The 21,145-nt window shown below is 62.9% G+C and carries 13 protein-coding genes and 3 rRNA genes; 14 read left to right on the top strand and 2 right to left on the bottom strand.

The genetic code is table 11. The features are described 5' to 3' along the window. Positions 1-13: 13 nt before the first annotated feature. The 10 genes from pnuC to BM197_RS09115 all read left to right on the top strand — a co-directional run bounded on the left by pnuC (position 14) and on the right by BM197_RS09115 (position 12,329). The gene (gene pnuC / locus BM197_RS09160) at positions 14-703 is read left to right on the top strand and encodes a nicotinamide riboside transporter PnuC (protein ID WP_090710807.1); all 690 of its coding nucleotides are present in this window, start codon (positions 14-16) and stop codon (positions 701-703) included. Between the two features lie 297 nt (positions 704-1,000). Further along, a complete protein-coding gene (locus tag BM197_RS09155) occupies positions 1,001-3,526 on the top strand; it encodes a DEAD/DEAH box helicase (protein ID WP_090710805.1) in 2,526 nt (841 codons plus the stop codon). Between the two features lie 222 nt (positions 3,527-3,748). Further along, positions 3,749-4,798 carry an N-acetyl-gamma-glutamyl-phosphate reductase gene (argC, locus tag BM197_RS09150; protein ID WP_090710803.1) on the top strand — a complete coding sequence of 350 codons (1,050 nt, stop codon included), beginning with the start codon at positions 3,749-3,751 and terminating at the stop codon, positions 4,796-4,798. Continuing rightward, positions 4,795-5,946 carry a bifunctional glutamate N-acetyltransferase/amino-acid acetyltransferase ArgJ gene (argJ, locus tag BM197_RS09145; RefSeq protein WP_090710801.1) on the top strand — a complete coding sequence of 384 codons (1,152 nt, stop codon included), beginning with the start codon at positions 4,795-4,797 and terminating at the stop codon, positions 5,944-5,946. Before argC ends, argJ begins: the two co-directional genes overlap by 4 nt. Before the next feature lie 3 nt (positions 5,947-5,949). Further along, a complete protein-coding gene (argB, locus tag BM197_RS09140; RefSeq protein WP_090710799.1) occupies positions 5,950-6,885 on the top strand; it encodes an acetylglutamate kinase in 936 nt (311 codons plus the stop codon). Next, positions 6,882-8,084 (top strand): acetylornithine transaminase, encoded by a 1,203-nt coding sequence (locus BM197_RS09135; RefSeq protein WP_090710798.1) that lies wholly within the window; start codon positions 6,882-6,884, stop codon positions 8,082-8,084. Before argB ends, BM197_RS09135 begins: the two co-directional genes overlap by 4 nt. Continuing rightward, positions 8,081-9,004, top strand: a complete 924-nt coding sequence (gene argF, locus BM197_RS09130) for an ornithine carbamoyltransferase (RefSeq protein ID WP_090710796.1) — start codon at positions 8,081-8,083, stop codon at positions 9,002-9,004. Before BM197_RS09135 ends, argF begins: the two co-directional genes overlap by 4 nt. Before the next feature lie 79 nt (positions 9,005-9,083). Beyond that, the gene (locus BM197_RS09125) at positions 9,084-10,283 is read left to right on the top strand and encodes an argininosuccinate synthase (RefSeq protein WP_090710795.1); all 1,200 of its coding nucleotides are present in this window, start codon (positions 9,084-9,086) and stop codon (positions 10,281-10,283) included. A 3-nt stretch (positions 10,284-10,286) separates the two neighbouring features. Then, a complete protein-coding gene (gene argH, locus BM197_RS09120; RefSeq protein WP_090710793.1) occupies positions 10,287-11,723 on the top strand; it encodes an argininosuccinate lyase in 1,437 nt (478 codons plus the stop codon). 6 nt (positions 11,724-11,729) lie between these two features. Continuing rightward, the gene (locus BM197_RS09115) at positions 11,730-12,329 is read left to right on the top strand and encodes a DNA-3-methyladenine glycosylase (RefSeq protein WP_090710791.1); all 600 of its coding nucleotides are present in this window, start codon (positions 11,730-11,732) and stop codon (positions 12,327-12,329) included. A 159-nt stretch (positions 12,330-12,488) separates the two neighbouring features. Here BM197_RS09115 and BM197_RS09110 read toward each other — a convergent pair whose 3' ends face one another. Beyond that, positions 12,489-13,094, bottom strand: a complete 606-nt coding sequence (locus tag BM197_RS09110; protein ID WP_090710790.1) for a hypothetical protein — start codon at positions 13,092-13,094, stop codon at positions 12,489-12,491. 45 nt (positions 13,095-13,139) lie between these two features. Beyond that, positions 13,140-13,793 carry a DNA-binding protein gene (locus BM197_RS09105; protein WP_090710788.1) on the bottom strand — a complete coding sequence of 218 codons (654 nt, stop codon included), beginning with the start codon at positions 13,791-13,793 and terminating at the stop codon, positions 13,140-13,142. Between the two features lie 131 nt (positions 13,794-13,924). On the opposite strand from BM197_RS09105, the gene tyrS reads away from it, so the two are divergent. The 4 genes from tyrS to rrf all read left to right on the top strand — a co-directional run bounded on the left by tyrS (position 13,925) and on the right by rrf (position 21,138). Next, positions 13,925-15,220, top strand: a complete 1,296-nt coding sequence (gene tyrS / locus BM197_RS09100; protein WP_090710787.1) for a tyrosine--tRNA ligase — start codon at positions 13,925-13,927, stop codon at positions 15,218-15,220. Positions 15,221-15,755: 535 nt separating this feature from the next. Further along, positions 15,756-17,278, top strand: a 16S ribosomal RNA gene (locus BM197_RS09095). Positions 17,279-17,734: 456 nt separating this feature from the next. After that, positions 17,735-20,865: ribosomal RNA gene (locus tag BM197_RS09090) — 23S ribosomal RNA — on the top strand. A gap of 156 nt (positions 20,866-21,021) precedes the next feature. Further along, a 5S ribosomal RNA gene (gene rrf / locus BM197_RS09085) occupies positions 21,022-21,138 on the top strand. Together the 16S, 23S and 5S rRNA genes form the textbook arrangement of a ribosomal RNA operon. Positions 21,139-21,145 lie beyond the last annotated feature (7 nt).

Here is a 21,145-nt window from a genome sequence, read left to right as displayed (position 1 = left end):
GAAGGATGCAGGCATGAATCCGATCGAGTGGCTGTTCGATGCGCAACTGATCATCGGCGGCCAGACGATCCTTTGGCGCGAGATCATCGGCAACCTCTTCGGCATGGCCAGCGCGGTCGGAGGCATGCGCCGCAAAGTGTGGGCGTGGCCCGTCGGCATTCTCGGCAACGTACTTCTGCTCACGGTGTTCCTCGGCGCGGTGTTCGGTACCCCGAACCCGGTGAACCTTCTCGGTCAGGCCGGCCGCCAGGTGATGTTCATCATCGTGTCCATTTACGGCTGGGTGCAGTGGTCAGAGAGCCGCCGAACGGGCGAGCACACCGCGGTGACCCCGCACTGGGCGTCGAACAAGACCCGCGTGCTGCTCGGCCTTGGGCTGATCGGCGGCACACTCGTGCTCATCCCGATCTTTCGGGCGCTCGGCTCGTTCGAACCGGTATGGGCGGATGCCTGGATCTTCATGGGCTCCCTCCTCGCCACCTACGGAATGGCCAAGGGCTGGGTCGAGTTCTGGCTGATCTGGATCGCGGTCGACATCGTCGGCGTGCCGCTGCTGATCAGCGCCGGGTACTACGCGTCCGCGGTGCTGTATTTGTTCTACGGCGGGTTTACCCTCGTCGGGTTCTTCATCTGGATGCGGGTGCACAGAAGAAACTCGCTGAGCATCGAGACGGCGTTCCCAGACCCCACGCTCAAGCACTGACCCGAATCCGCCGCGGCATCCATATCCGCTCGCTGGAGGAGCGGCGGGGGTGGGGGCGTCTCTTCACTCGGTACGGACGGGGTCACCTGGTACAACGGCTGTACTGGTCCGGGGCGGGTGTGTTGGTGCGGGTGGGTGTGCGGGTCCCTCCGCTTCGGTCGCTGCGCTCCCTCCAGCGAGCGGGGAGGGGGCGCTCCCTCAAACGAGCGGGGAGGGGGCGCTCCTTCAAGCGAGCGGAGTGGGGTCGAGGAGCGCGCGGCGCCCATGCTCCGGACGAGGTGGGATGATCGAAGGACCATGACAGCCCAGCCGAAGCTCGACCCACACGCCCTCAGCGAGACACTCGGCGACACGATCGACCCGGATGCCATCTACGACGCGTTCTCCGAGTGGGTCACGGCCACCGGTATCCGCCTGTACCCGGCGCAGGACGAAGCGATCATCGAAATCGTGTCGGGGCAGAACCTGATCCTGAGCACCCCGACCGGAACCGGCAAGTCCCTCGTCGCCGTCGGCGCGCACTATGCCGCGCTCGTCGCAGGCAAACGCAGCTTCTACACCGCGCCGATCAAGGCACTCGTCAGCGAGAAGTTCTTCGCCCTCGTCGACATCTTCGGAGCGGAGAACGTCGGCATGATGACCGGCGACTCGTCGGTCAACGCCGACGCGCCGATCATCTGCTGCACGGCGGAGATCCTCGCCAACCTCGCGCTCCGCAACGGTGAAGACACCGAAGTCGACCAGGTCGTCATGGACGAATTCCACTTCTACGCCGACCCGGAACGCGGCTGGGCCTGGCAGGTTCCGCTGCTGTGCCTGCCCCGGGTCCAATTCATCCTGCTCTCGGCGACCCTCGGCGATGTGACGGCGCTCGCCGAAGACCTGTCGAGGCGCACCGGCCGCGGCACAGCGCTGGTCACCGGGGTCGAACGCCCCGTCCCGCTGCACTTCTACTACGAGACGACGCCGATCCACGAGAGCGTGGAGGAACTGCTGACCACCGGGCAGGCACCGGTCTACGTCGTGCATTTCTCGCAGGCCGCCGCCATGGAACGCGCCCAGTCGATGTCGAGCATGAAGGTGGCGACGAGGGAACAGCGGGATGCCATCGCCGAGCTGATCGGGGAATTCCGCTTCACCACGAGTTTCGGCAAGACACTGTCCCGGCTGATCCGTGCCGGGATCGGGGTGCACCACGCCGGCATGCTGCCCAAATACCGACGGCTCGTCGAACAGCTCGCGCAGCGCGGGATGCTCCGGGTGATCTGCGGCACCGACACCCTCGGCGTCGGCATCAACGTGCCCATCCGCACGGTGCTGTTCACCGCGCTCACCAAATACGACGGAACCCGGATGCGCCAGCTCAAGGCGCGTGAATTCCATCAGATCGCCGGGCGGGCAGGCCGTGCCGGGTACGACACCGCCGGAACCGTCGTCGTCCAGGCGCCCGAGCACGAGACCGAAAACCTCAGCGCGATCAAGAAGGCCGGCGACGACCCGAAGAAGAAACGCAAGATCATCCGTAAGAAGGCGCCGGACGGTTTCGTGTCGTGGGGCGAGCCGTCGTTCCAGCGGATCGTCGCCGCCGAGCCGGAGACCCTGACCTCGAGCATGCAGATCACCTCGGCAATGCTCATCAACGTGATCGGGCGCGGGGGAGACGTCTACCAGCACGTGCACGACCTCGTCTTCGACAACCACGAGCCGTGGAAGCGGCAACTCGAACTCGCACGGCGCGCGCTTGGCATCTACCGCACCCTTCGCGAGTCGGGCATCGTCGAGCAGTCCGCCGACGGCACCATCCGGCTCACCGTCGACCTGCAGCCGAACTTCGCGCTCAACCAGCCGTTGTCGCCGTTCGCGCTCGCCGCGTTCGACCTGCTCGACCCGGAGGCCCCCGGCTACGCCCTCGACATGATCTCCATCGTCGAGGCCACCCTCGACGACCCGCGTGCCGTGCTCAGCCAGCAGCAGTTCCTCGCCAGGGGCGAAGCCGTCGCCGCAATGAAAGCCGAGGGCATCGAATACGACGAGCGGATGGAACTCCTCGAGCAGATCACGCATCCCAAACCCCTTGAAGAACTTCTCACCGTCACGTTCGAGACCTACAGCGCCGCCCAGCCGTGGATCCGCGACTTCGAGCTGAACCCCAAATCCGTCGTCCGCGACATGTACGAACGCGCCATGTCGTTCGGCGAATTCATCGCCTTCTACAAGCTCGCACGTTCAGAGGGTGTCGTCCTCCGCTACCTGTCCGACGCGTACCGGGCTGCCCGGCAGACCATCCCGGACGACGTGAAGACGGAGGACCTCCTCGACCTGATCGAATGGCTCGGTGAACTCGTCCGCCAGGTCGACTCGAGCCTTCTCGATGAGTGGGAAGAACTCAGCCACCCGGATGCCGAGAAGCACAAGGAGCACGCGCACGACATCGTCCCGCCGGCGCCGAAACGGCTCACCGGCAACACCAGGGCGTTCCGCATCCTCGTTCGCAACGAACTGTTCCGCCGCGTTCAACTCGCGGCGCTCGAGGACTACGACGCGCTCGGAGAACTCGACGCGGCATCCGGGTTCGACGCCGACCGCTGGGCGGACTCCCTCGACGGCTACTTCGAGGAGCACGACCAGATCCTCACGGGCCCGGACGCCCGCAGCTCGGCGCTCCTGATCCTCGACGAAAGCGGCCCGGTGTGGACCGCCCGGCAGATCTTCGACGACCCCGCAGGCGACCACGACTGGGGCTTCAGCGCCGAGATCGACCTCGCCGAATCCGACGAGCAGGGGTTCGCCGTGGTCACCGTCACCGGCGTGAACCGGTTGTGACGGCAGCCCTCGATTCGCGGATGCCACGGCGAACCGGCTACAGTTCAACCATGGCCATCTCGAACAGCAGTGTTTCAGCACAGGGTTTCGCCCCGTGCGTGCTGCGTCGACGCCGTAACACCTCAGAGCGACGATAGGCGACGCTGGGCGAACGGTGCAGGTCACGGTTCCGACAGACGCCGCCGACCTTAACCCCATCGTTTTCCTCAATAAGGTAGAGCCATGTCCTTCTCTGTAGCCGTAGCCGGTGCATCCGGTTATGCGGGGGGCGAGTTGCTGCGATTGCTTGCGGCGCACCCCGACTTCGACATCCAGACCGTCACAGCACACTCCAATGCCGGCCAGCCGCTGGCATCCGTGCAGCCGCACCTGCGTTCCCTCGCGCACCTCACCCTCGTCGACACCACGCCTGAGAACCTCGCGGGTCACGACGTGGTGTTCCTGGCCCTGCCGCACGGCAAGTCCGGCGAGGTCACCGCCCAGCTCGATGAGGCAACCCTCGTCGTCGACTGCGGCGCAGACCACCGGCTGACGAACGAGTCCGACTGGGCGTCGTTCTATGGCGGTGACTACTTCGGCGCGTGGGCGTACGGCGTGCCTGAACTGCTCGTCGGTGCGGACGGCGCGAAGCAGCGCCAGAACCTCGCCGGTGTGAAGCGGATCGCCGCCCCAGGCTGCAACGCCAGCACCGTCGCACTCTCGCTCGCCCCTGGCATCGCCGCCGGTGTGATCGAAGCCTCAGACATCGTCTCGGTGCTCGCCGTCGGTCCGTCCGGCGCAGGCAAGGCGCTGAAGACCAACCTGCTCGCATCGGAGATCCTCGGATCGGCCAACCCCTACGCCGTCGGAGGCACCCACCGGCACATCCCCGAGATCGCGCAGGGGCTCCGCGGTGCAGGCGCGGCAGACGTGAGCGTCTCGTTCACGCCCGTCCTCGTGCCGATGTCGCGAGGCATCCTCGCCACCTCAACGGCCCGCATCGTCCCGGGCACCAGTGCGGATGCCGTTCGCGCGGCCTGGCAGAGCGCCTACGGTGACGAGTCCTTCGTGCAGTTGCTGCCGGCGGGGCAGTTTCCGCGTACCGCAGACGTGCTCGGCTCCAACTCGATGCTGATGGGGCTCGCGGTCGATGAAGCCGCCGGCCGTGTCGTCGTCGTGACCGCCGTCGACAACCTTGCCAAGGGCACCGCCGGTGCTGCCATCCAATCCGCCAATATCGCCCTCGGGCTCGAGGAAACGACCGGCCTTCCGGTGAACGGAGTCGCACCATGAGCGTCACATCAGCGCAGGGATTCGAAGCCGCCGGTATCGCCATCGGCCTGAAGTCCTCAGGGGGCAAGGACCTCGCCCTCGTCGTCAACCGTGGCCCCCGCCACTCGTCAGCAGCCGTGTTCACCAGCAACCGCGCGAAGGCGAACCCGATCCTGTGGTCGCAGCAGGTCATCGCCGACGGAACGGTCAGCGCGATCGTCCTCAACTCGGGCGGTGCGAACTGCTTCACCGGCCCGCAGGGGTTCCAGGCCACGCACGCCACCGCCGAAGCGGTCGCCACCGAACTCGGTGTGTCTGCGGGCGACGTGCTCGTCTGCTCCACCGGCCTGATCGGTGAGCAGCTCGACACGGGCAAGCTGCTTCCCGGTGTCGCCACAGCCGCCGCCGCGCTGAGCGCTGACGGGGGAGCGGATGCTGCAGAAGCGATCCTCACCACCGACAGCCACCCGAAGACGGCGGTCATCGAACGGGACGGCTGGACCATCGGCGGCATGGCGAAGGGCGCGGGCATGCTCGCCCCCGGACTCGCGACGATGCTCGTCGTCTTGACCACCGACGCGAGCCTTGCCTCCGACCAGCTCGACCGTGCGCTCCGTGCGGCAACCCGGGTGAGCTTCGACCGGCTCGACTCAGACGGATGCATGTCGACGAACGATCAGGTGTCGCTCCTCGCCTCTGGAGTCTCAGGAATCGAACCCAACGCCGACGTCTTCGCCGAAGCCCTGCGCGAGATCTGCCTCGACCTCGCCCGCCAGCTTCAGGGAGATGCAGAGGGTGCCGCCCACGACATCACGATCGAGGTAGTCGGCGCGGTCAGTGAAGAGGATGCCGTCGAAGTCGGCCGTTCCGTCGCCCGCAACAACCTGTTCAAAGCTGCAGTGTTCGGCAACGACCCCAACTGGGGCAGGGTCCTCGCGGCGATCGGAACCACCAGCGCTCCGTTCGACCCGTACGCGGTCGACGTCAGCATGAACGGCATCCGGGTCTGCCACGCCGGTGCCCCTGACCAGTCCAGGGACCTCGTCGACCTCACCGGTCGCGCCGTGCACGTTCTCATCGACCTGCATGAAGGCCAGCGGGCAGCGACCATCCTCACCAATGACCTCACGCACGACTACGTGCATGAGAACAGCGCGTACTCGAGCTAGACGATGGCCACAGTTCTCCCTGCATCCACTGCAGAAGCGATCGCGAAAGCGGCCGTGCTGATCGAGGCGCTTCCCTGGCTTCAGCGCTACCACGGCGCCATCGCCGTCGTGAAGTTCGGCGGCAACGCCATGGTCAGCCCTGAACTCACCCGCGCCTTCGCCGAAGACATGGTCTTCCTCCGCCACGCCGGCCTCAAGCCCGTCGTCGTGCACGGCGGCGGCCCGCAGATCTCCGCCCGCCTCACCGAGCTCGGGATCGCCAGCGAATTCCGTGGCGGCTACCGGGTGACGACACCCGAGGCGATGACCGTCGTCCGCGAGGTCCTCCGCGGCGAGGTCAACGCGGAACTGGTCGATTCGATCAACGAGCACGGCGACTTCGCCATCGGGTTGAGCGGCGAGGACTCGTCGCTCTTCACCGGCCGCAAGCGCGGCGCGGTGGTCGATGGCGAGACCGTCGACCTCGGCCTCGTCGGCGACGTCGTCGCGGTCGACCCACACGCTGTCCACGCCGCCATCGAAGCGGGGCTCATCCCCGTCATCTCGTCGATCGCACCAGACGGAGACACTCCGGGGCAGGTGCTCAATGTGAATGCCGATGCCGCGGCATCCGCCCTCGCCGTCGCCCTCAAGGCCGACAAATTCCTCATCCTCACGGATGTCGCCGGACTATACAGCGACTGGCCGAACCGAGACTCTCTCGTTTCGGTCATCTCGGCAGACGAACTGCGCGAACTGCTGCCGTCGCTCGAGTCGGGCATGATCCCCAAGATGACCGCGTGCCTCGAAGCGGTGGACGGCGGCGTTTTCAACGCGGCGATCATCGACGGCAGGCTCGAGCACTCGATCCTGCTCGAGGTGTTCACCCGGCAGGGCATCGGAACCCAGATCGTCGCCAACGAGACCAACTCAAACCCGAGCATCGAGGACGAATCATGACCGACTGGCACGACGCCGCGAACGCCGACATGATGCAGGTCTTCGGGGCGCCACAGGCGCTTCTCGTCCGCGGCGCGGGTTGCACCGTCTGGGATGCCGACGGCACCGGATACCTCGACTTCCTCGGCGGCATCGCCGTCAATGCGCTCGGCCACGCCCACCCGGTGATGGTTGCCGCGATCAGCCGTCAGGCCGCTGAACTCATCCACGTGTCGAACTACTTCGTCACCCCGCCGCAACTCGAACTGGCCGCCCGGCTCAAACGGCTCACCGGGGCAGGCGAGCGCGGTCGCGTCTACTTCTCCAACTCAGGAGCGGAAGCGAACGAGGCCGCGTTCAAACTGGCCCGGCTGAACAACGGGGGAGGCAGCCGCACCCGCATCCTCGCGCTGAACGGCTCGTTCCACGGCCGCACGATGGGCGCGCTCGCGCTCACCGGCAAGCCGTCGATCCAGACCGACTTCGCCCCGCTGCCTGGCGGGGTCACCCACATCGACTCCACGATCGAGACACTCGAAGCGGAACTCGACGAGACCGTCGCCGCACTGATCGTCGAGCCGATCCAGGGCGAAGCCGGTGTCGTCGAGCTTCCTGACGGCTACCTTGCCGCAGCCCGCGAACTGACCGAACGGCACGGCGCGCTGCTGATCCTCGACGAGGTGCAGACGGGGGCAGGGCGCACCGGCAGCTGGTTTGCGTTCCAGCGTGCAGGCATCGTTCCGGATGCTGTCACCCTCGCCAAGGGGATGGGCGGCGGTTTCCCGATCGGCGCCCTCGTCACCTTCGGCGCGGCATCCGACCTCTTCACGCCGGGCAAACACGGCAGCACGTTCAGCGGTAACCCGCTCGGAACGGCGACGGCCAATGCCGTCCTCGGTGAAATCGAGGATGCCGGTCTCGTCGAGAATGCCCGGGTGAGGGGAGAACAACTCCGCGAGTTGGTCCTGGGCATCGGCTCTCCGTTGATCACCGAGGTCCGCGGCCGGGGCCTCCTCCTCGGCATCGGACTCGCCCACCCGGTGGCGAACGACCTCGTCGGCGCCGCGCTCACATCCGGGCTCATCATCAACGCCCCCAACCCGACCACCATCCGCCTCGCCCCGCCGCTGATCATCGGCGACGACGAGTTGCGTCTCTTCGACGAGCGCTTTCGAGCCGCCCTCGAAACCCTCGGCACCCCGAACGAAGGAACACCGTGACCAGACACTTCCTGCGCGACGACGATCTCAGCCCCGCTGAGCAGTCCGAGATCCTCGACCTCGCTCTCGAGCTGAAGAAAGACCGGTTCAGCCGCCGTCCCCTCGAGGGCCCGCAGACCGTCGCTGTCATCTTCGACAAGTCGTCGACGAGGACCCGGGTCTCATTCGCCGTCGGTATCGCTGACCTCGGCGGCGTCCCGTTGATCATCTCGACCGCGTCGAGCCAACTCGGCGGAAAGGAGACCGCCGCTGACACGGCGCGTGTCCTCGAACGACAGGTCGCCGCGATCGTCTGGCGCACCTACGGCCAGGCCGGGCTCGAGGAGATGGCGCACGGCACATCCGTTCCCGTCGTCAACGCGTTGTCCGACGACTTCCACCCGTGCCAGCTGCTCGCCGACCTGCTCACCATTCGTGAGCACAAGGGGGCGCTGGCCGGACTCACTCTCACGTTCGTCGGGGACGGAGCCTGCAACATGGCGCAGTCCTACCTCCTCGCCGGAGCGACCGCCGGGATGAACGTGCGGATCGCCTCGCCGGAGGGGTTCACCCCCAACCGGGTCGTGGTCGCCGACGCGACAGCGATCGCCGAGAAGACCGGCGGTTCGATCGCCCTGTTCACCGACGCGCGGACAGCGGCCGTCGGCAGCGACATCCTCGTCACCGATACCTGGGTGTCAATGGGCAAGGAGGAGGAGAAGGCGGATCGCGTCGCTGCACTCGGCCCATACCGGGTCGACGCCGACATGATGGGGCTCGCCAAGGACGACGCCCTGTTCATGCACTGCCTCCCGGCCGACCGCGGTTTCGAAGTGACGGCCGACGTCATCGATGGCCCACAATCGATCATCTGGGACGAGGCAGAGAACCGCCTCCACGCTCAGAAGGCGCTGCTCACGTGGTTGCTTGAACGCGCCTAGTCAGGATCGCCAGCCGCGCAATTCGGCACCACCGGGTTTCACTACACTTAACAGCTAAGCAATCAAGGAGAAGAACTTCATGGCGGAACGCGTCGTACTCGCATACTCAGGCGGCCTCGACACCTCAGTGGGAATCGGCTGGCTGAAGGATGCCACCGGCAAAGAGGTCGTCGCACTCGCGATCGACGTCGGCCAGGAGGGCGAGGACATGGAGGTCATCCGGCAGCGCGCCCTCGACTGCGGTGCAGTCGAATCGGTTGTCGTAGACGCCCGCGATGAGTTCGCGAACGACTACATCATGCCGGCCCTCAAGGCCAACGCGCTCTACCAGAAGCGCTACCCGCTCGTCTCGGCACTGAGCCGCCCGCTCATCGCGAAGTACCTCGCGTCGACCGCACGTGAACTCGGCGCGAACAGCGTCGCCCACGGCTGCACCGGCAAGGGCAATGACCAGGTCCGCTTCGAGGCGGCCGTCGCCGCGCTCGCCCCCGAGCTGACGAGCATCGCCCCCGTGCGTGACCTCGCGCTGACCCGCGACAAGGCCATCGTCTACGCCGAGCAGCACAACCTCCCGATCGCGCAGTCGAAGAAGAGCCCGTACTCGATCGACCAGAACGTCTGGGGCCGCGCGGTCGAAACCGGGTTCCTCGAGGACCCGTGGAACGCCCCGATCGAGGACCTCTACACCTACACGAAGAACCCGGCGGAGGCAGGCGCCCCGACCGAGATCGTGATCACCTTCGACCAGGGTGTCCCCGTCGCCTACGACGGCAACCCGATCACACCGCTCGAAGCCGTCGAACTGATGAACCGGATCGCCGGCGACCAGGGCGTTGGCCGCATCGACATCGTCGAGGACCGCCTGATCGGGATCAAGAGCCGTGAGGTGTATGAATCGCCCGCGGGCATCGCGCTCATCACCGCGCACGAAGAGCTCGAGAACATGACCATCGAGCGTGACCTCGCCCGCTACAAGCGCAACGTTGAGTCGAAGTGGGCAGAACTCGTCTACGACGGCCTCTGGTTCTCGGGACTCAAGAAGGCACTCGACGTGTTCATCGACGAGACTCAGAAGCACGTCTCTGGCGACATCCGCCTCAAGCTCCACGCCGGCTCCGCCGTCGTGACCGGGCGCAAGAGCAACTCGAGCCTGTACGACTTCAACCTCGCCACCTACGACACCGGTGATACCTTCGACCAGTCGCTGGCCAAGGGCTTCATCGAGCTGTGGTCGCTGCCGAGCAAGATCTCGGCTCGCCGCGACGCAGGCCAGGAGTAGACGATGTCGGGTGACGACTCGCAGAATCGCGCCGGCGAAGCTGGGGCGCTTTGGGGCGGCCGATTCGCCAGCGGGCCGTCACCCGAACTCCTCCGCCTGAGCAAGTCGACGCACTTCGACTGGCAACTGGCGCCGTACGACATCGCCGGCTCACGAGCCCACGCGAAAGCACTCGCGGCCGCCGGGTACCTTTCCGAGACGGAACTCGAGGCGATGCTTGACGCGCTGTTCCGCCTGCAGGAGGACGTGGCATCCGGTGCGGTCACCGCTGCCGAGTCCGATGAAGACGTACACTCCGCGCTCGAACGTGCGTTGATCGAGCGCGCGGGCGCCGAACTCGGCGGCAAGCTGCGCGCCGGGCGAAGCCGCAACGACCAGATCGCCACCCTCGTGCGGCTGTATCTGCTCGACCACTCGCGGCTGATCGGGCACCTGGTCGTGCAGCTCATCGACGCGATCGCGTCACAGGCCGAAGCGCACGGAGACGCTCCGATGCCCGGCCGCACCCACCTGCAGCACGCTCAGCCCGTGTTGCTCGCCCACCACCTGATGGCCCACGCGTGGCCGCTGGTCCGCGATCTCGAGCGGCTCGCCGACTGGTCGAAGCGAGCGTCGGCGTCCCCGTACGGGTCAGGCGCGCTTGCCGGAAGTTCGCTGGGTCTCGACCCGCAACTCGTCGCATCCGAACTGGGACTCGACCGCCCGACCGAGAACTCGATCGACGCGACTGCCAGCAGGGATGTCGTCGCCGAGTTCGCGTTCGTGACGGCGCTGATCGGGATCAACCTGTCGCGCTTCGCCGAGGAGATCATTCTCTGGAACACGCGCGAGTTCGACTTCGTCACCCTCGACGACGGTTATTCGACCGGGTCGAGCATCATGCCGCAGAAGAAGAACCCCGACATCGCCGAGCTTGCCCGCGGCAAGTCAGGGCGGCTGATCGGCAACCTCAGCGGACTGCTCGCGACGCTCAAGGGGCTGCCCCTCGCGTACAACCGCGATCTGCAGGAAGACAAGGAACCCGTCTTCGACACCGTCGAACAGCTGGAAGTGCTCCTGCCGGCGTTCACCGGCATGGTCGCCACCTTGCGTTTCAACACCGAACGGATGGCTGAACTCGCGCCCCAGGGATTCTCGCTCGCGACCGATGTGGCCGAGTGGCTCGTCAAGCAGGGAGTGGCATTCCGCGACGCCCATGAGATCTCAGGTGAACTCGTGCAGTTCTGCGAGGAGCGTGGGCTCGAGTTGCATGAACCGTCGGACGAAGAACTCGCGAAGCTGTCGCCGCATCTGACTCCCGCGGTTCGCGACGTGCTCACTGTCGCCGGCTCGATCAGCTCGCGCACCGGTGCAGGCGGAACGGCGCCCGACCGGGTGGCTGAGCAGCGCCTGGCGTTGACCGAACGTGTGCGGCAGTTGTCGCTGGCCCTTCGGGCTTAGCCCGCCGTGCTGGAGCGCGCGTTTTTCGAGCGACCGTCCGTCGAGGTTGCCCCCGAACTGCTCGGGACGATTTTTCGGCACGAAACGGATGCCGGCGCCGTCGCGGTCCGGATCACCGAGGTCGAGGCGTACGTCGGGCAGGGCATCGACCCTGGGTCGCATGCGTTCCGTGGCAAGACCCGCAGGAATGCCAGCATGTTCGGTGTGCCAGGGCACCTGTACTGCTACTTCACCTACGGCATGCATGTGTGCGCGAACATGGTCTGCTCACCGGACGGCGAAGCATCCGGAGTCCTGATCCGGGCGGGGGAGATCGTCGAGGGCATCGAACTCGCGCGCGAACGGCGGACCACGTCCCGGTCGGACCGGGACCTCGCCCAGGGCCCGGCCCGGCTGACCGTTGCGCTCGGTATCGCGCTGACCGACGACGGGAGCGACCTGTTCTCGCCGCCGTTTTCGCTCGAGGCGGGGCCCCGGGCTCCCGAGGTTCTGACGGGGCCGCGCACGGGTCTCGGCGGACCGGGTGGTTCAGCGGATTTCCCGTGGCGATTCTGGATCCCGGGTGAGCCGTCCGTGTCGCCGTACAAGAAGCATCCGAAGCTCTGACGTCTAGATCGCGCGATCGGTCGGTCCCAAAGGGTCGTTCGCACCATCGATTGATCCCAAACGGTGGTTCATCGCTGAGGCAGTGACCCTTTGGGCCCACTCGAAGCCCATCCGTCGCAAAGCGCGCGACGAGGGGATGCCTCCCGCCGCCGACTGGGCTCAGAGCATCGCGAAGTGGAACAGGGCCGCACTCGACGTCGCCCAGGTCAGGCTGGTGAACGTTCCGATGATGAACCGTTCCCGAGCCTCCGCGGCGGCGAGTTCCGTAAACCGGCCAACGCCCTTGATGGCGATGATGACGGCGACTGCTTCGGGGAACCCGGCGATCAGGGTTCCGGCGGTTGCGAATCGTTCGAGGTAGCCGATGGTCCGCCCGCCCCGCAGGACCTCGTGTTGCTCACCGGCGTTCGCGCGCAGAGAGTTGCCGAAACGCTCCGGTTCGGTCACGATGATGCCGCCGAACAGACCCGGGCGAACGAGCCCCCGGGTCGAGAGCTTGAGCACATAGTTCGACGCAATACCGCCGCCGAGCACGGCAATGGCCATCGCGAGAATGCCGAGGGCGATGCTGACCCAGATGGGCGACTCGGGCGAGGGGATGCTGACGAGCACCAGGTCGACGGCGAGCAGTGCCGCAGCGATCACGATGATCCTGTTCCTTTTTCGCCAGTGGGCGATGCCGATGGCAGCGAGGCAGCCAACGGCGAGCACCAGAACGGCCACCCAGTACAGGGTGATCGGGAGGGCACCGTTGATCGGGCTCACTATCGTCTCCTTGCTGCGTCGGCGCCGTTTCGACGGTCTGCCGACTCAGCTCGGCCGAGCATCGCCGCTGGCCCCGGATGCTGCCGGGTCGGCGGATCGGTTGACCGTGTCGAGTAGCCTAACAAGCGCCTCCGACGCTGCCTTTTCGACACGGATGCCAGCGGCTCGGGCCCGCAAACTGGCTGCGCCGGCCGTGATCCCCAGTCTCTCTGCCGACTCCGACTGGGTCAGGCCGGTGGTGAGGAGGTCGTACAGTTCCCAGCCGCCGTCCGTCCGACGTTCGCGGAGAACGAGCAGGAGCGAGATGAGGGCTTCGGCGTCGACACCACGGAGAGGCTCATCCGTATCGGTACCTGCCCGGGTGAGCGCGAAACGCGTCTGGGATTTCTTCGCGCGCGTCACGGCATCCCGGGCCGCGAAGAAAGCTTCACCGGTCGCTTCCCGGGTTGCCTGGGGGAGGGGGAGTCGCGCGGGGCCGATGCCGACGCCGACACTCCACGCATCCTCGCGCGTCAGTTCGAGCACGATCGCGAGGGTGTCTTCGGCACTGGCCGGGAGAATCTGGATCTCATCGCCGGCCGTACGATCGGCCGGGAGGAGGAGGGCGGGACCTTTGGGCCCGTTCAGGGTGTTGAGGGCGGATGCGGCTCGGTCGGGCTGGTTGCGGCTGTCGACCTGATCAGCGGTGATGACGAACACGGTGCCTCCCTTGTTTAGGCGTGAGACCTAACTGCATTGATATTAGGGAATAACCTAAACTTCGTCAAGAGTGAGGTTTCAAGCTCACATTCCCGCCTGTCGGGTCATAGCACGCTGGTACTGTAGCTTGCGTGTCGCAGCCCCAACTCCAGTCCCAGTCCAATGACCCGACGTTCGAGGATGTCTGGGAGGAGATCGTCTGGCGCGGACTCGTCCACGTGTCCACTGACGCAGCCGCACTGAAGACTCTGCTCTCGGGGCCGCCGATCACCTACTACTGCGGATTCGATCCGACTGCGCCGAGCCTGCACCTGGGCAACCTCGTCCAGTTGCTGCTCCTGCGTCGTATCCAGCTTGCCGGTCACAAGCCCCTCGGACTCGTCGGTGGTTCGACCGGGCTCATCGGCGACCCGCGCCCGACCGCCGAGCGCACGCTCAACACCCCGGACACCGTCGCCGAATGGGTGGGGTACCTCCAGGCCCAGGTCTCACGCTTCCTCAGCTTCGACGGTGACAACGCCGCCCGCCTGGTCAACAACCTCGACTGGACGGCGCCGCTCTCTGCTATCGACTTCCTCCGCGACGTCGGCAAGTACTTCCGCGTCGGCACGATGCTCAAGAAGGATGCCGTCAGCGCACGACTCAATTCGGATGCCGGCATCAGCTACACCGAATTTAGCTACCAGATCCTGCAGGGGATGGACTTCCTCGAGCTGTACCGCAACTACGACTGCGTCCTGCAGACCGGCGGCAGCGACCAGTGGGGCAACCTCACGAGCGGCACCGACCTCATCCACAAGGCCGAGGGTGAGAGCGCGCACGCGATCGGCACGCCGCTCATCACGAACTCCGACGGCTCGAAGTTCGGCAAGAGCGAGGGCAACGCGGTCTGGCTCGACCCGACACTGACCAGCCCGTACGCGTTCTACCAGTTCTGGCTCAACTCCGACGACGCTGACGTCATCGCGCGCCTGAAGATCTTTACGTTCCTTACCCGCGCCGAGATCGAACAGCTCGAAGAGGCCGTGGCCACTGAACCGTTCCGCCGTGAGGCGCAGAAGCGGCTCGCGTGGGAGGTCACCTCTCTCGTTCACGGTGCCGAAGCGACGGATGCCGCGATCGCCGCGTCTGCTGCACTGTTCGGGCAGGGGGAACTGGAGAGTCTCGACGCAGACACGCTCGCTGCCGCACTCCGCGAACTTCCGCACACGACGGCGACCGCCGGCATCCTGATCACGCAGCTGCTTGTCGACACCGGGCTGACCGCGAGCCTCGGCGAAGCGCGCCGCGCGATCGCCCAGGGCGGGGTGTACCTGAACAACACCAAAGTGACCGATGAATCGGCGGTGCTGGATAGCATGCTGGCCGGGGGAGTGGCGGTTCTTCGCCGCGGCAAGAAGACCCTCGCCGGCGTGTTCACCGGCTGAAAACCGCGCGACACGCCCGGCCTGCAGATGCAATTTGCAGGGCCCCCGGGATGTGCGTAAAGTAATCACTCGTCACCCCAAAGGTGCGGCGGAGCGGAACAGCTCGCCGGCCTCATGCGGGACCAAACCCCACATAAAAATCGCCCCGAATTATTCGGATTACCGGTTTTTGTGGGGATAATCCTTCACTGGATTTCTCTCGTACTCGAGACTCGGGCTTCGGTCCGGAGCGTGTACAACACAAGAGAAAATCGGTGCTAGGCTAGAGAAGTTGCCCTGCGGAGCAGCCCGAGAGGGTGAAAAGCAGGAGCATCCGATCCTTGAGAACTCAACAGCGTGCACAATGTCAAATGCCAAATACCCGGCAACTCAACCTTTTCTGGTTGGGTTACGGATTCCTTTGGAAAACATTTAAACAACAAAGCAAGTCAGTAATGATTTGTTCTGTCAGTTTCAAACTCGCGGTTTCTGAACCTATTCCGGTTCGTTACCGCAAATAATGTGCCGGCACTTTCGGGTGTCGTGCGATTAAACATTTACGGAGAGTTTGATCCTGGCTCAGGACGAACGCTGGCGGCGTGCTTAACACATGCAAGTCGAACGATGAAGGAGAGCTTGCTCTCTGGATTAGTGGCGAACGGGTGAGTAACACGTGAGTAACCTGCCCTTGACTCTGGGATAAGCGTTGGAAACGACGTCTAATACCGGATACGACCAGCCTCGGCATCGAGTGTTGGTGGAAAGAATTTCGGTCAAGGATGGACTCGCGGCCTATCAGGTAGTTGGTGAGGTAATGGCTCACCAAGCCTACGACGGGTAGCCGGCCTGAGAGGGTGACCGGCCACACTGGGACTGAGACACGGCCCAGACTCCTACGGGAGGCAGCAGTGGGGAATATTGCACAATGGGCGAAAGCCTGATGCAGCAACGCCGCGTGAGGGACGACGGCCTTCGGGTTGTAAACCTCTTTTAGCAGGGAAGAAGCGAAAGTGACGGTACCTGCAGAAAAAGCACCGGCTAACTACGTGCCAGCAGCCGCGGTAATACGTAGGGTGCAAGCGTTGTCCGGAATTATTGGGCGTAAAGAGCTCGTAGGCGGTTTGTCGCGTCTGCTGTGAAAACCCGAGGCTCAACCTCGGGCCTGCAGTGGGTACGGGCAGACTAGAGTGCGGTAGGGGAGATTGGAATTCCTGGTGTAGCGGTGGAATGCGCAGATATCAGGAGGAACACCGATGGCGAAGGCAGATCTCTGGGCCGTTACTGACGCTGAGGAGCGAAAGGGTGGGGAGCAAACAGGCTTAGATACCCTGGTAGTCCACCCCGTAAACGTTGGGAACTAGATGTGGGGACCATTCCACGGTCTCCGTGTCGCAGCTAACGCATTAAGTTCCCCGCCTGGGGAGTACGGCCGCAAGGCTAAAACTCAAAGGAATTGACGGGGGCCCGCACAAGCGGCGGAGCATGCGGATTAATTCGATGCAACGCGAAGAACCTTACCAAGGCTTGACATATACCGGAAACGGCGAGAGATCGTCGCCCCGCAAGGTCGGTATACAGGTGGTGCATGGTTGTCGTCAGCTCGTGTCGTGAGATGTTGGGTTAAGTCCCGCAACGAGCGCAACCCTCGTTCTATGTTGCCAGCACGTAATGGTGGGAACTCATGGGATACTGCCGGGGTCAACTCGGAGGAAGGTGGGGACGACGTCAAATCATCATGCCCCTTATGTCTTGGGCTTCACGCATGCTACAATGGCCAGTACAAAGGGCTGCAATACCGTAAGGTGGAGCGAATCCCAAAAAGCTGGTCCCAGTTCGGATTGAGGTCTGCAACTCGACCTCATGAAGTCGGAGTCGCTAGTAATCGCAGATCAGCAACGCTGCGGTGAATACGTTCCCGGGCCTTGTACACACCGCCCGTCAAGTCATGAAAGTCGGTAACACCCGACGCCGGTGGCCTAACCCTTTATTGGGAGGGAGCCGTCTAAGGTGGGATTGGTAATTAGGACTAAGTCGTAACAAGGTAGCCGTACCGGAAGGTGCGGCTGGATCACCTCCTTTCTAAGGAGCATGTGCACCCGCGTCCCTGTTTACAGGACGCAGTAGTGGTGCCAAGTCAGTTCAGGAGCAAATGTTTCCTGCTGGCGCTCATGGGTGGAACATTGACATTGATGCGGATCGGTTCGATCCGGTATGAGTACGCCCAGGCTTTGGTTTGGGAAGGAAAGCACCGGCCGGCACGGTTCGCATGTTGCACGCTGTTGGGTCCTGAGGGACCGGAACATGATCACGGAAGTGGTTGTGGACTGTACCTCTGGACCTTCTCCTGTTCAGCAGACACATCAGTGGCTGGATGGGGTGGGTACCGCCCGTACTTTGAGAACTACACAGTGGACGCGAGCATCTTAGATTTGAACATCTAATGTTCAAATCACAGAAACAATTAGCTCTGAACTTCGGTTCAGAGTTCATTGGTCAATTTTTCCGAAACGATAAATTCGATTCAAACTCATGTGATTGCAAGTTTCTAAGAGCAAACGGTGGATGCCTTGGCATCTGGAGCCGAAGAAGGACGTAGTAATCTGCGATAAGCCTCGGGGAGCTGATAAACAAGCTTCGATCCGAGGATTTCCGAATGGGGAAACCCCGCCAGGCGGCGCAAGTCGACCTGGTGACTCCCGCCTGAATATATAGGGCGGGTAGAGGGAACGTGGGGAAGTGAAACATCTCAGTACCCACAGGAAGAGAAAACAACAGTGATTCCGTCAGTAGTGGCGAGCGAAATCGGAACAGGCTAAACCGAGCATGTGTGATACCCGGCAGGGGTTGCATGTTCGGGGTTGTGGGACTTCTCAGTACTGGCTGCCGCTGGTACGGCGTTACAGAGCGTTATAGACGAACAGGATTGAAAGCCTGGTCAGAGAGGGTGCGAACCCCGTAGTCGAAATGACGTGATGGCGCGAGAAGTATCCCAAGTATCACGGGGCCCGAGAAATCCCGTGTGAATCTGTCAGGACCACCTGATAAGCCTAAATACTCCCAGATGACCGATAGCGAACAAGTACCGTGAGGGAAAGGTGAAAAGTACCCCGGGAGGGGAGTGAAATAGTACCTGAAACCGTTTGCTTACAAACCGTTGGAGCCTCCTTGTAGGGGTGACAGCGTGCCTTTTGAAGAATGAGCCTGCGAGTTAGCGATATGTGGCGAGGTTAACCCGTGTGGGGTAGCCGTAGCGAAAGCGAGTCTGAATAGGGCGATTCAGTCGCATGTCCTAGACCCGAAGCGAAGTGATCTATCCATGGCCAGGTTGAAGCGCGTGTAAGAGCGCGTGGAGGACCGAACCCACTTAGGTTGAAAACTGAGGGGATGAGCTGTGGATAGGGGTGAAAGGCCAATCAAACTTCGTGATAGCTGGTTCTCTCCGAAATGCATTTAGGTGCAGCGTTGCGTGTTTCTTACCGGAGGTAGAGCTACTGGATGGCTAATGGGCCCCAAAAGGTTACTGACGTCAGCCAAACTCCGAATGCCGGTAAGTGAGAGCGCAGCAGTGAGACGGTGGGGGATAAGCTTCATCGTCGAGAGGGAAACAACCCAGACCACCAACTAAGGTCCCCAAGCGCGTGCTAAGTGGGAAAGGATGTGGAGTTGCACAGACAACCAGGAGGTTGGCTTAGAAGCAGCCACCCTTGAAAGAGTGCGTAATAGCTCACTGGTCAAGTGATTCCGCGCCGACAATTTAACGGGGCTCAAGCACGCCACCGAAGTTGTGGCATTGACGTTTTAGGTAGGCCGCACATTTAGTGTGTTGGTCCAGCCATGTTGATGGGTAGGAGAGCGTCGTGTGGCCAGCGAAGCGGCGGTGTAAACCAGCCGTGGAGGCCACACGAGTGAGAATGCAGGCATGAGTAGCGAAAGACGGGTGAGAAACCCGTCCTCCGAAAGACCAAGGGTTCCAGGGCCAGGTTAATCCGCCCTGGGTAAGTCGGGACCTAAGGCGAGGCCGACAGGCGTAGTCGATGGACAACGGGTTGATATTCCCGTACTGACGAAGAACCGCCCAAGCTAATCCAGTAATGCTAAGTGTCTGAATCCCAGTGATTGATCCCTTCGGGGTGAGACTCTGGGCCTAGCGCACGACCCTATGCTGGTGCGGTTAGCGTATTAACAGGTGTGACGCAGGAAGGTAGTCGGTCCTGGGCGATGGTTGTCCCAGGCCAAGGTTGTAGGCCGAGAGATAGGCAAATCCGTCTCTCACACAGGCTGAGAACTTAAGGGGAGCCCGCAAGGGCAAGATCCGATGATCCTATGCTGCCAAGAAAAGCATCGACGCGAGGTTCAAGTCACCCGTACCCCAAACCGACTCAGGTGGTCAGGTAGAGAATACCAAGGAGATCGAGAGAATCGTGGTTAAGGAACTCGGCAAAATGCCCCCGTAACTTCGGGAGAAGGGGGGCCTGACACGTCAACGGATTTACTCCGGGAAGCGTGGTAGGGCCGCAGAGACCAGTGGGAAGCGACTGTTTACTAAAAACACAGGTCCGTGCCAAGTCGCAAGACGATGTATACGGACTGACGCCTGCCCGGTGCTGGAAGGTTAAGAGGAACGGTTAGCCGTAAGGCGAAGCTGAGAATTTAAGCCCCAGTAAACGGCGGTGGTAACTATAACCATCCTAAGGTAGCGAAATTCCTTGTCGGGTAAGTTCCGACCTGCACGAATGGCGTAACGACTTCCCAGCTGTCTCAACCGCGAACTCGGCGAAATTGCACTACGAGTAAAGATGCTCGTTACGCGCAGCAGGACGGAAAGACCCCGTGACCTTTACTACAGCTTGGTATTGGTGTTCGGTGTGGCTTGTGTAGGATAGGTGGGAGACTGTGAAGCCGGCACGCTAGTGTCGGTGGAGTCGTTGTTGAAATACCACTCTGGTCATATTGGATATCTAACTTCGAACCGTAATCCGGTTCAGGGACAGTGCCTGGTGGGTAGTTTAACTGGGGCGGTTGCCTCCTAAAAAGTAACGGAGGCGCCCAAAGGTTCCCTCAATCTGGTTGGCAATCAGATGTCGAGTGTAAGTGCACAAGGGAGCTTGACTGTGAGACTGACAAGTCGAGCAGGGACGAAAGTCGGGACTAGTGATCCGGCAGTGGCTTGTGGAAGCGCTGTCGCTCAACGGATAAAAGGTACCTCGGGGATAACAGGCTGATCTTGCCCAAGAGTCCATATCGACGGCATGGTTTGGCACCTCGATGTCGGCTCGTCGCATCCTGGGGCTGGAGTAGGTCCCAAGGGTTGGGCTGTTCGCCCATTAAAGCGGTACGCGAGCTGGGTTTAGAACGTCGTGAGACAGTTCGGTCCCTATCCGCTGCGCGCGCAGGAAATTTGAGAGGATCTGACCCTAGTACGAGAGGACCGGGTTGGACGAACCTCTGGTGTGTCAGTTGTTCCGCCAGGAGCACCGCTGATTAGCTACGTTCGGGATGGATAACCGCTGAAAGCATCTAAGCGGGAAGCCGGCCTCAAGATGAGATTTCCACGCCTTCGGGCGAGAGGCTCCCAGCTAGACTACTGGGTTGATAGGCCGGATGTGGAAGAGAGGACTAACGACTCTCGGAGCTGACCGGTACTAATAAGCCGATAACTTGATAATCAAACCCACCCTTGAGGTGGGAGCATGAACTTTGTATCGAAGTTTCGTGAAAAATACTGCTTGCGTCCACTATGTGGTTCTCGATGTACGGTCGAGAACCGAACACACACACTTGATGTGTTGTTCGATTCAGTTTTGACATACGTCACTAATTGTTTCGGCGGCCATAGCAAGAGGGAAACGCCCGGTCACATTCCGAACCCGGAAGCTAAGACTCTTTGCGCCGATGGTACTGCAGGGGGGACCCTGTGGGAGAGTAGGACACCGCCGGACTTAACTT

Source organism: Mycetocola miduiensis, assembly GCF_900115155.1.
Lineage (GTDB): Bacteria > Actinomycetota > Actinomycetes > Actinomycetales > Microbacteriaceae > Mycetocola_A > Mycetocola_A miduiensis.
The sequence above is the reverse complement of the archived record's forward strand: the minus strand, read 5'-3'. Positions and strand labels throughout refer to the sequence as shown.

Bases quoted from the DNA above. Each gene is read 5' to 3' on its own strand.
- pnuC (WP_090710807.1), top strand. From the start codon at position 14: ATGAATCCGATCGAGTGGCTGTTCGATGCGCAACTGATCATCGGCGGC.
- BM197_RS09155 (WP_090710805.1), top strand. From the start codon at position 1,001: ATGACAGCCCAGCCGAAGCTCGACCCACACGCCCTCAGCGAGACACTC.
- argC (WP_090710803.1), top strand. From the start codon at position 3,749: ATGTCCTTCTCTGTAGCCGTAGCCGGTGCATCCGGTTATGCGGGGGGC.
- argJ (WP_090710801.1), top strand. From the start codon at position 4,795: ATGAGCGTCACATCAGCGCAGGGATTCGAAGCCGCCGGTATCGCCATC.
- argB (WP_090710799.1), top strand. From the start codon at position 5,950: ATGGCCACAGTTCTCCCTGCATCCACTGCAGAAGCGATCGCGAAAGCG.
- BM197_RS09135 (WP_090710798.1), top strand. From the start codon at position 6,882: ATGACCGACTGGCACGACGCCGCGAACGCCGACATGATGCAGGTCTTC.
- BM197_RS09125 (WP_090710795.1), top strand. From the start codon at position 9,084: ATGGCGGAACGCGTCGTACTCGCATACTCAGGCGGCCTCGACACCTCA.
- argH (WP_090710793.1), top strand. From the start codon at position 10,287: ATGTCGGGTGACGACTCGCAGAATCGCGCCGGCGAAGCTGGGGCGCTT.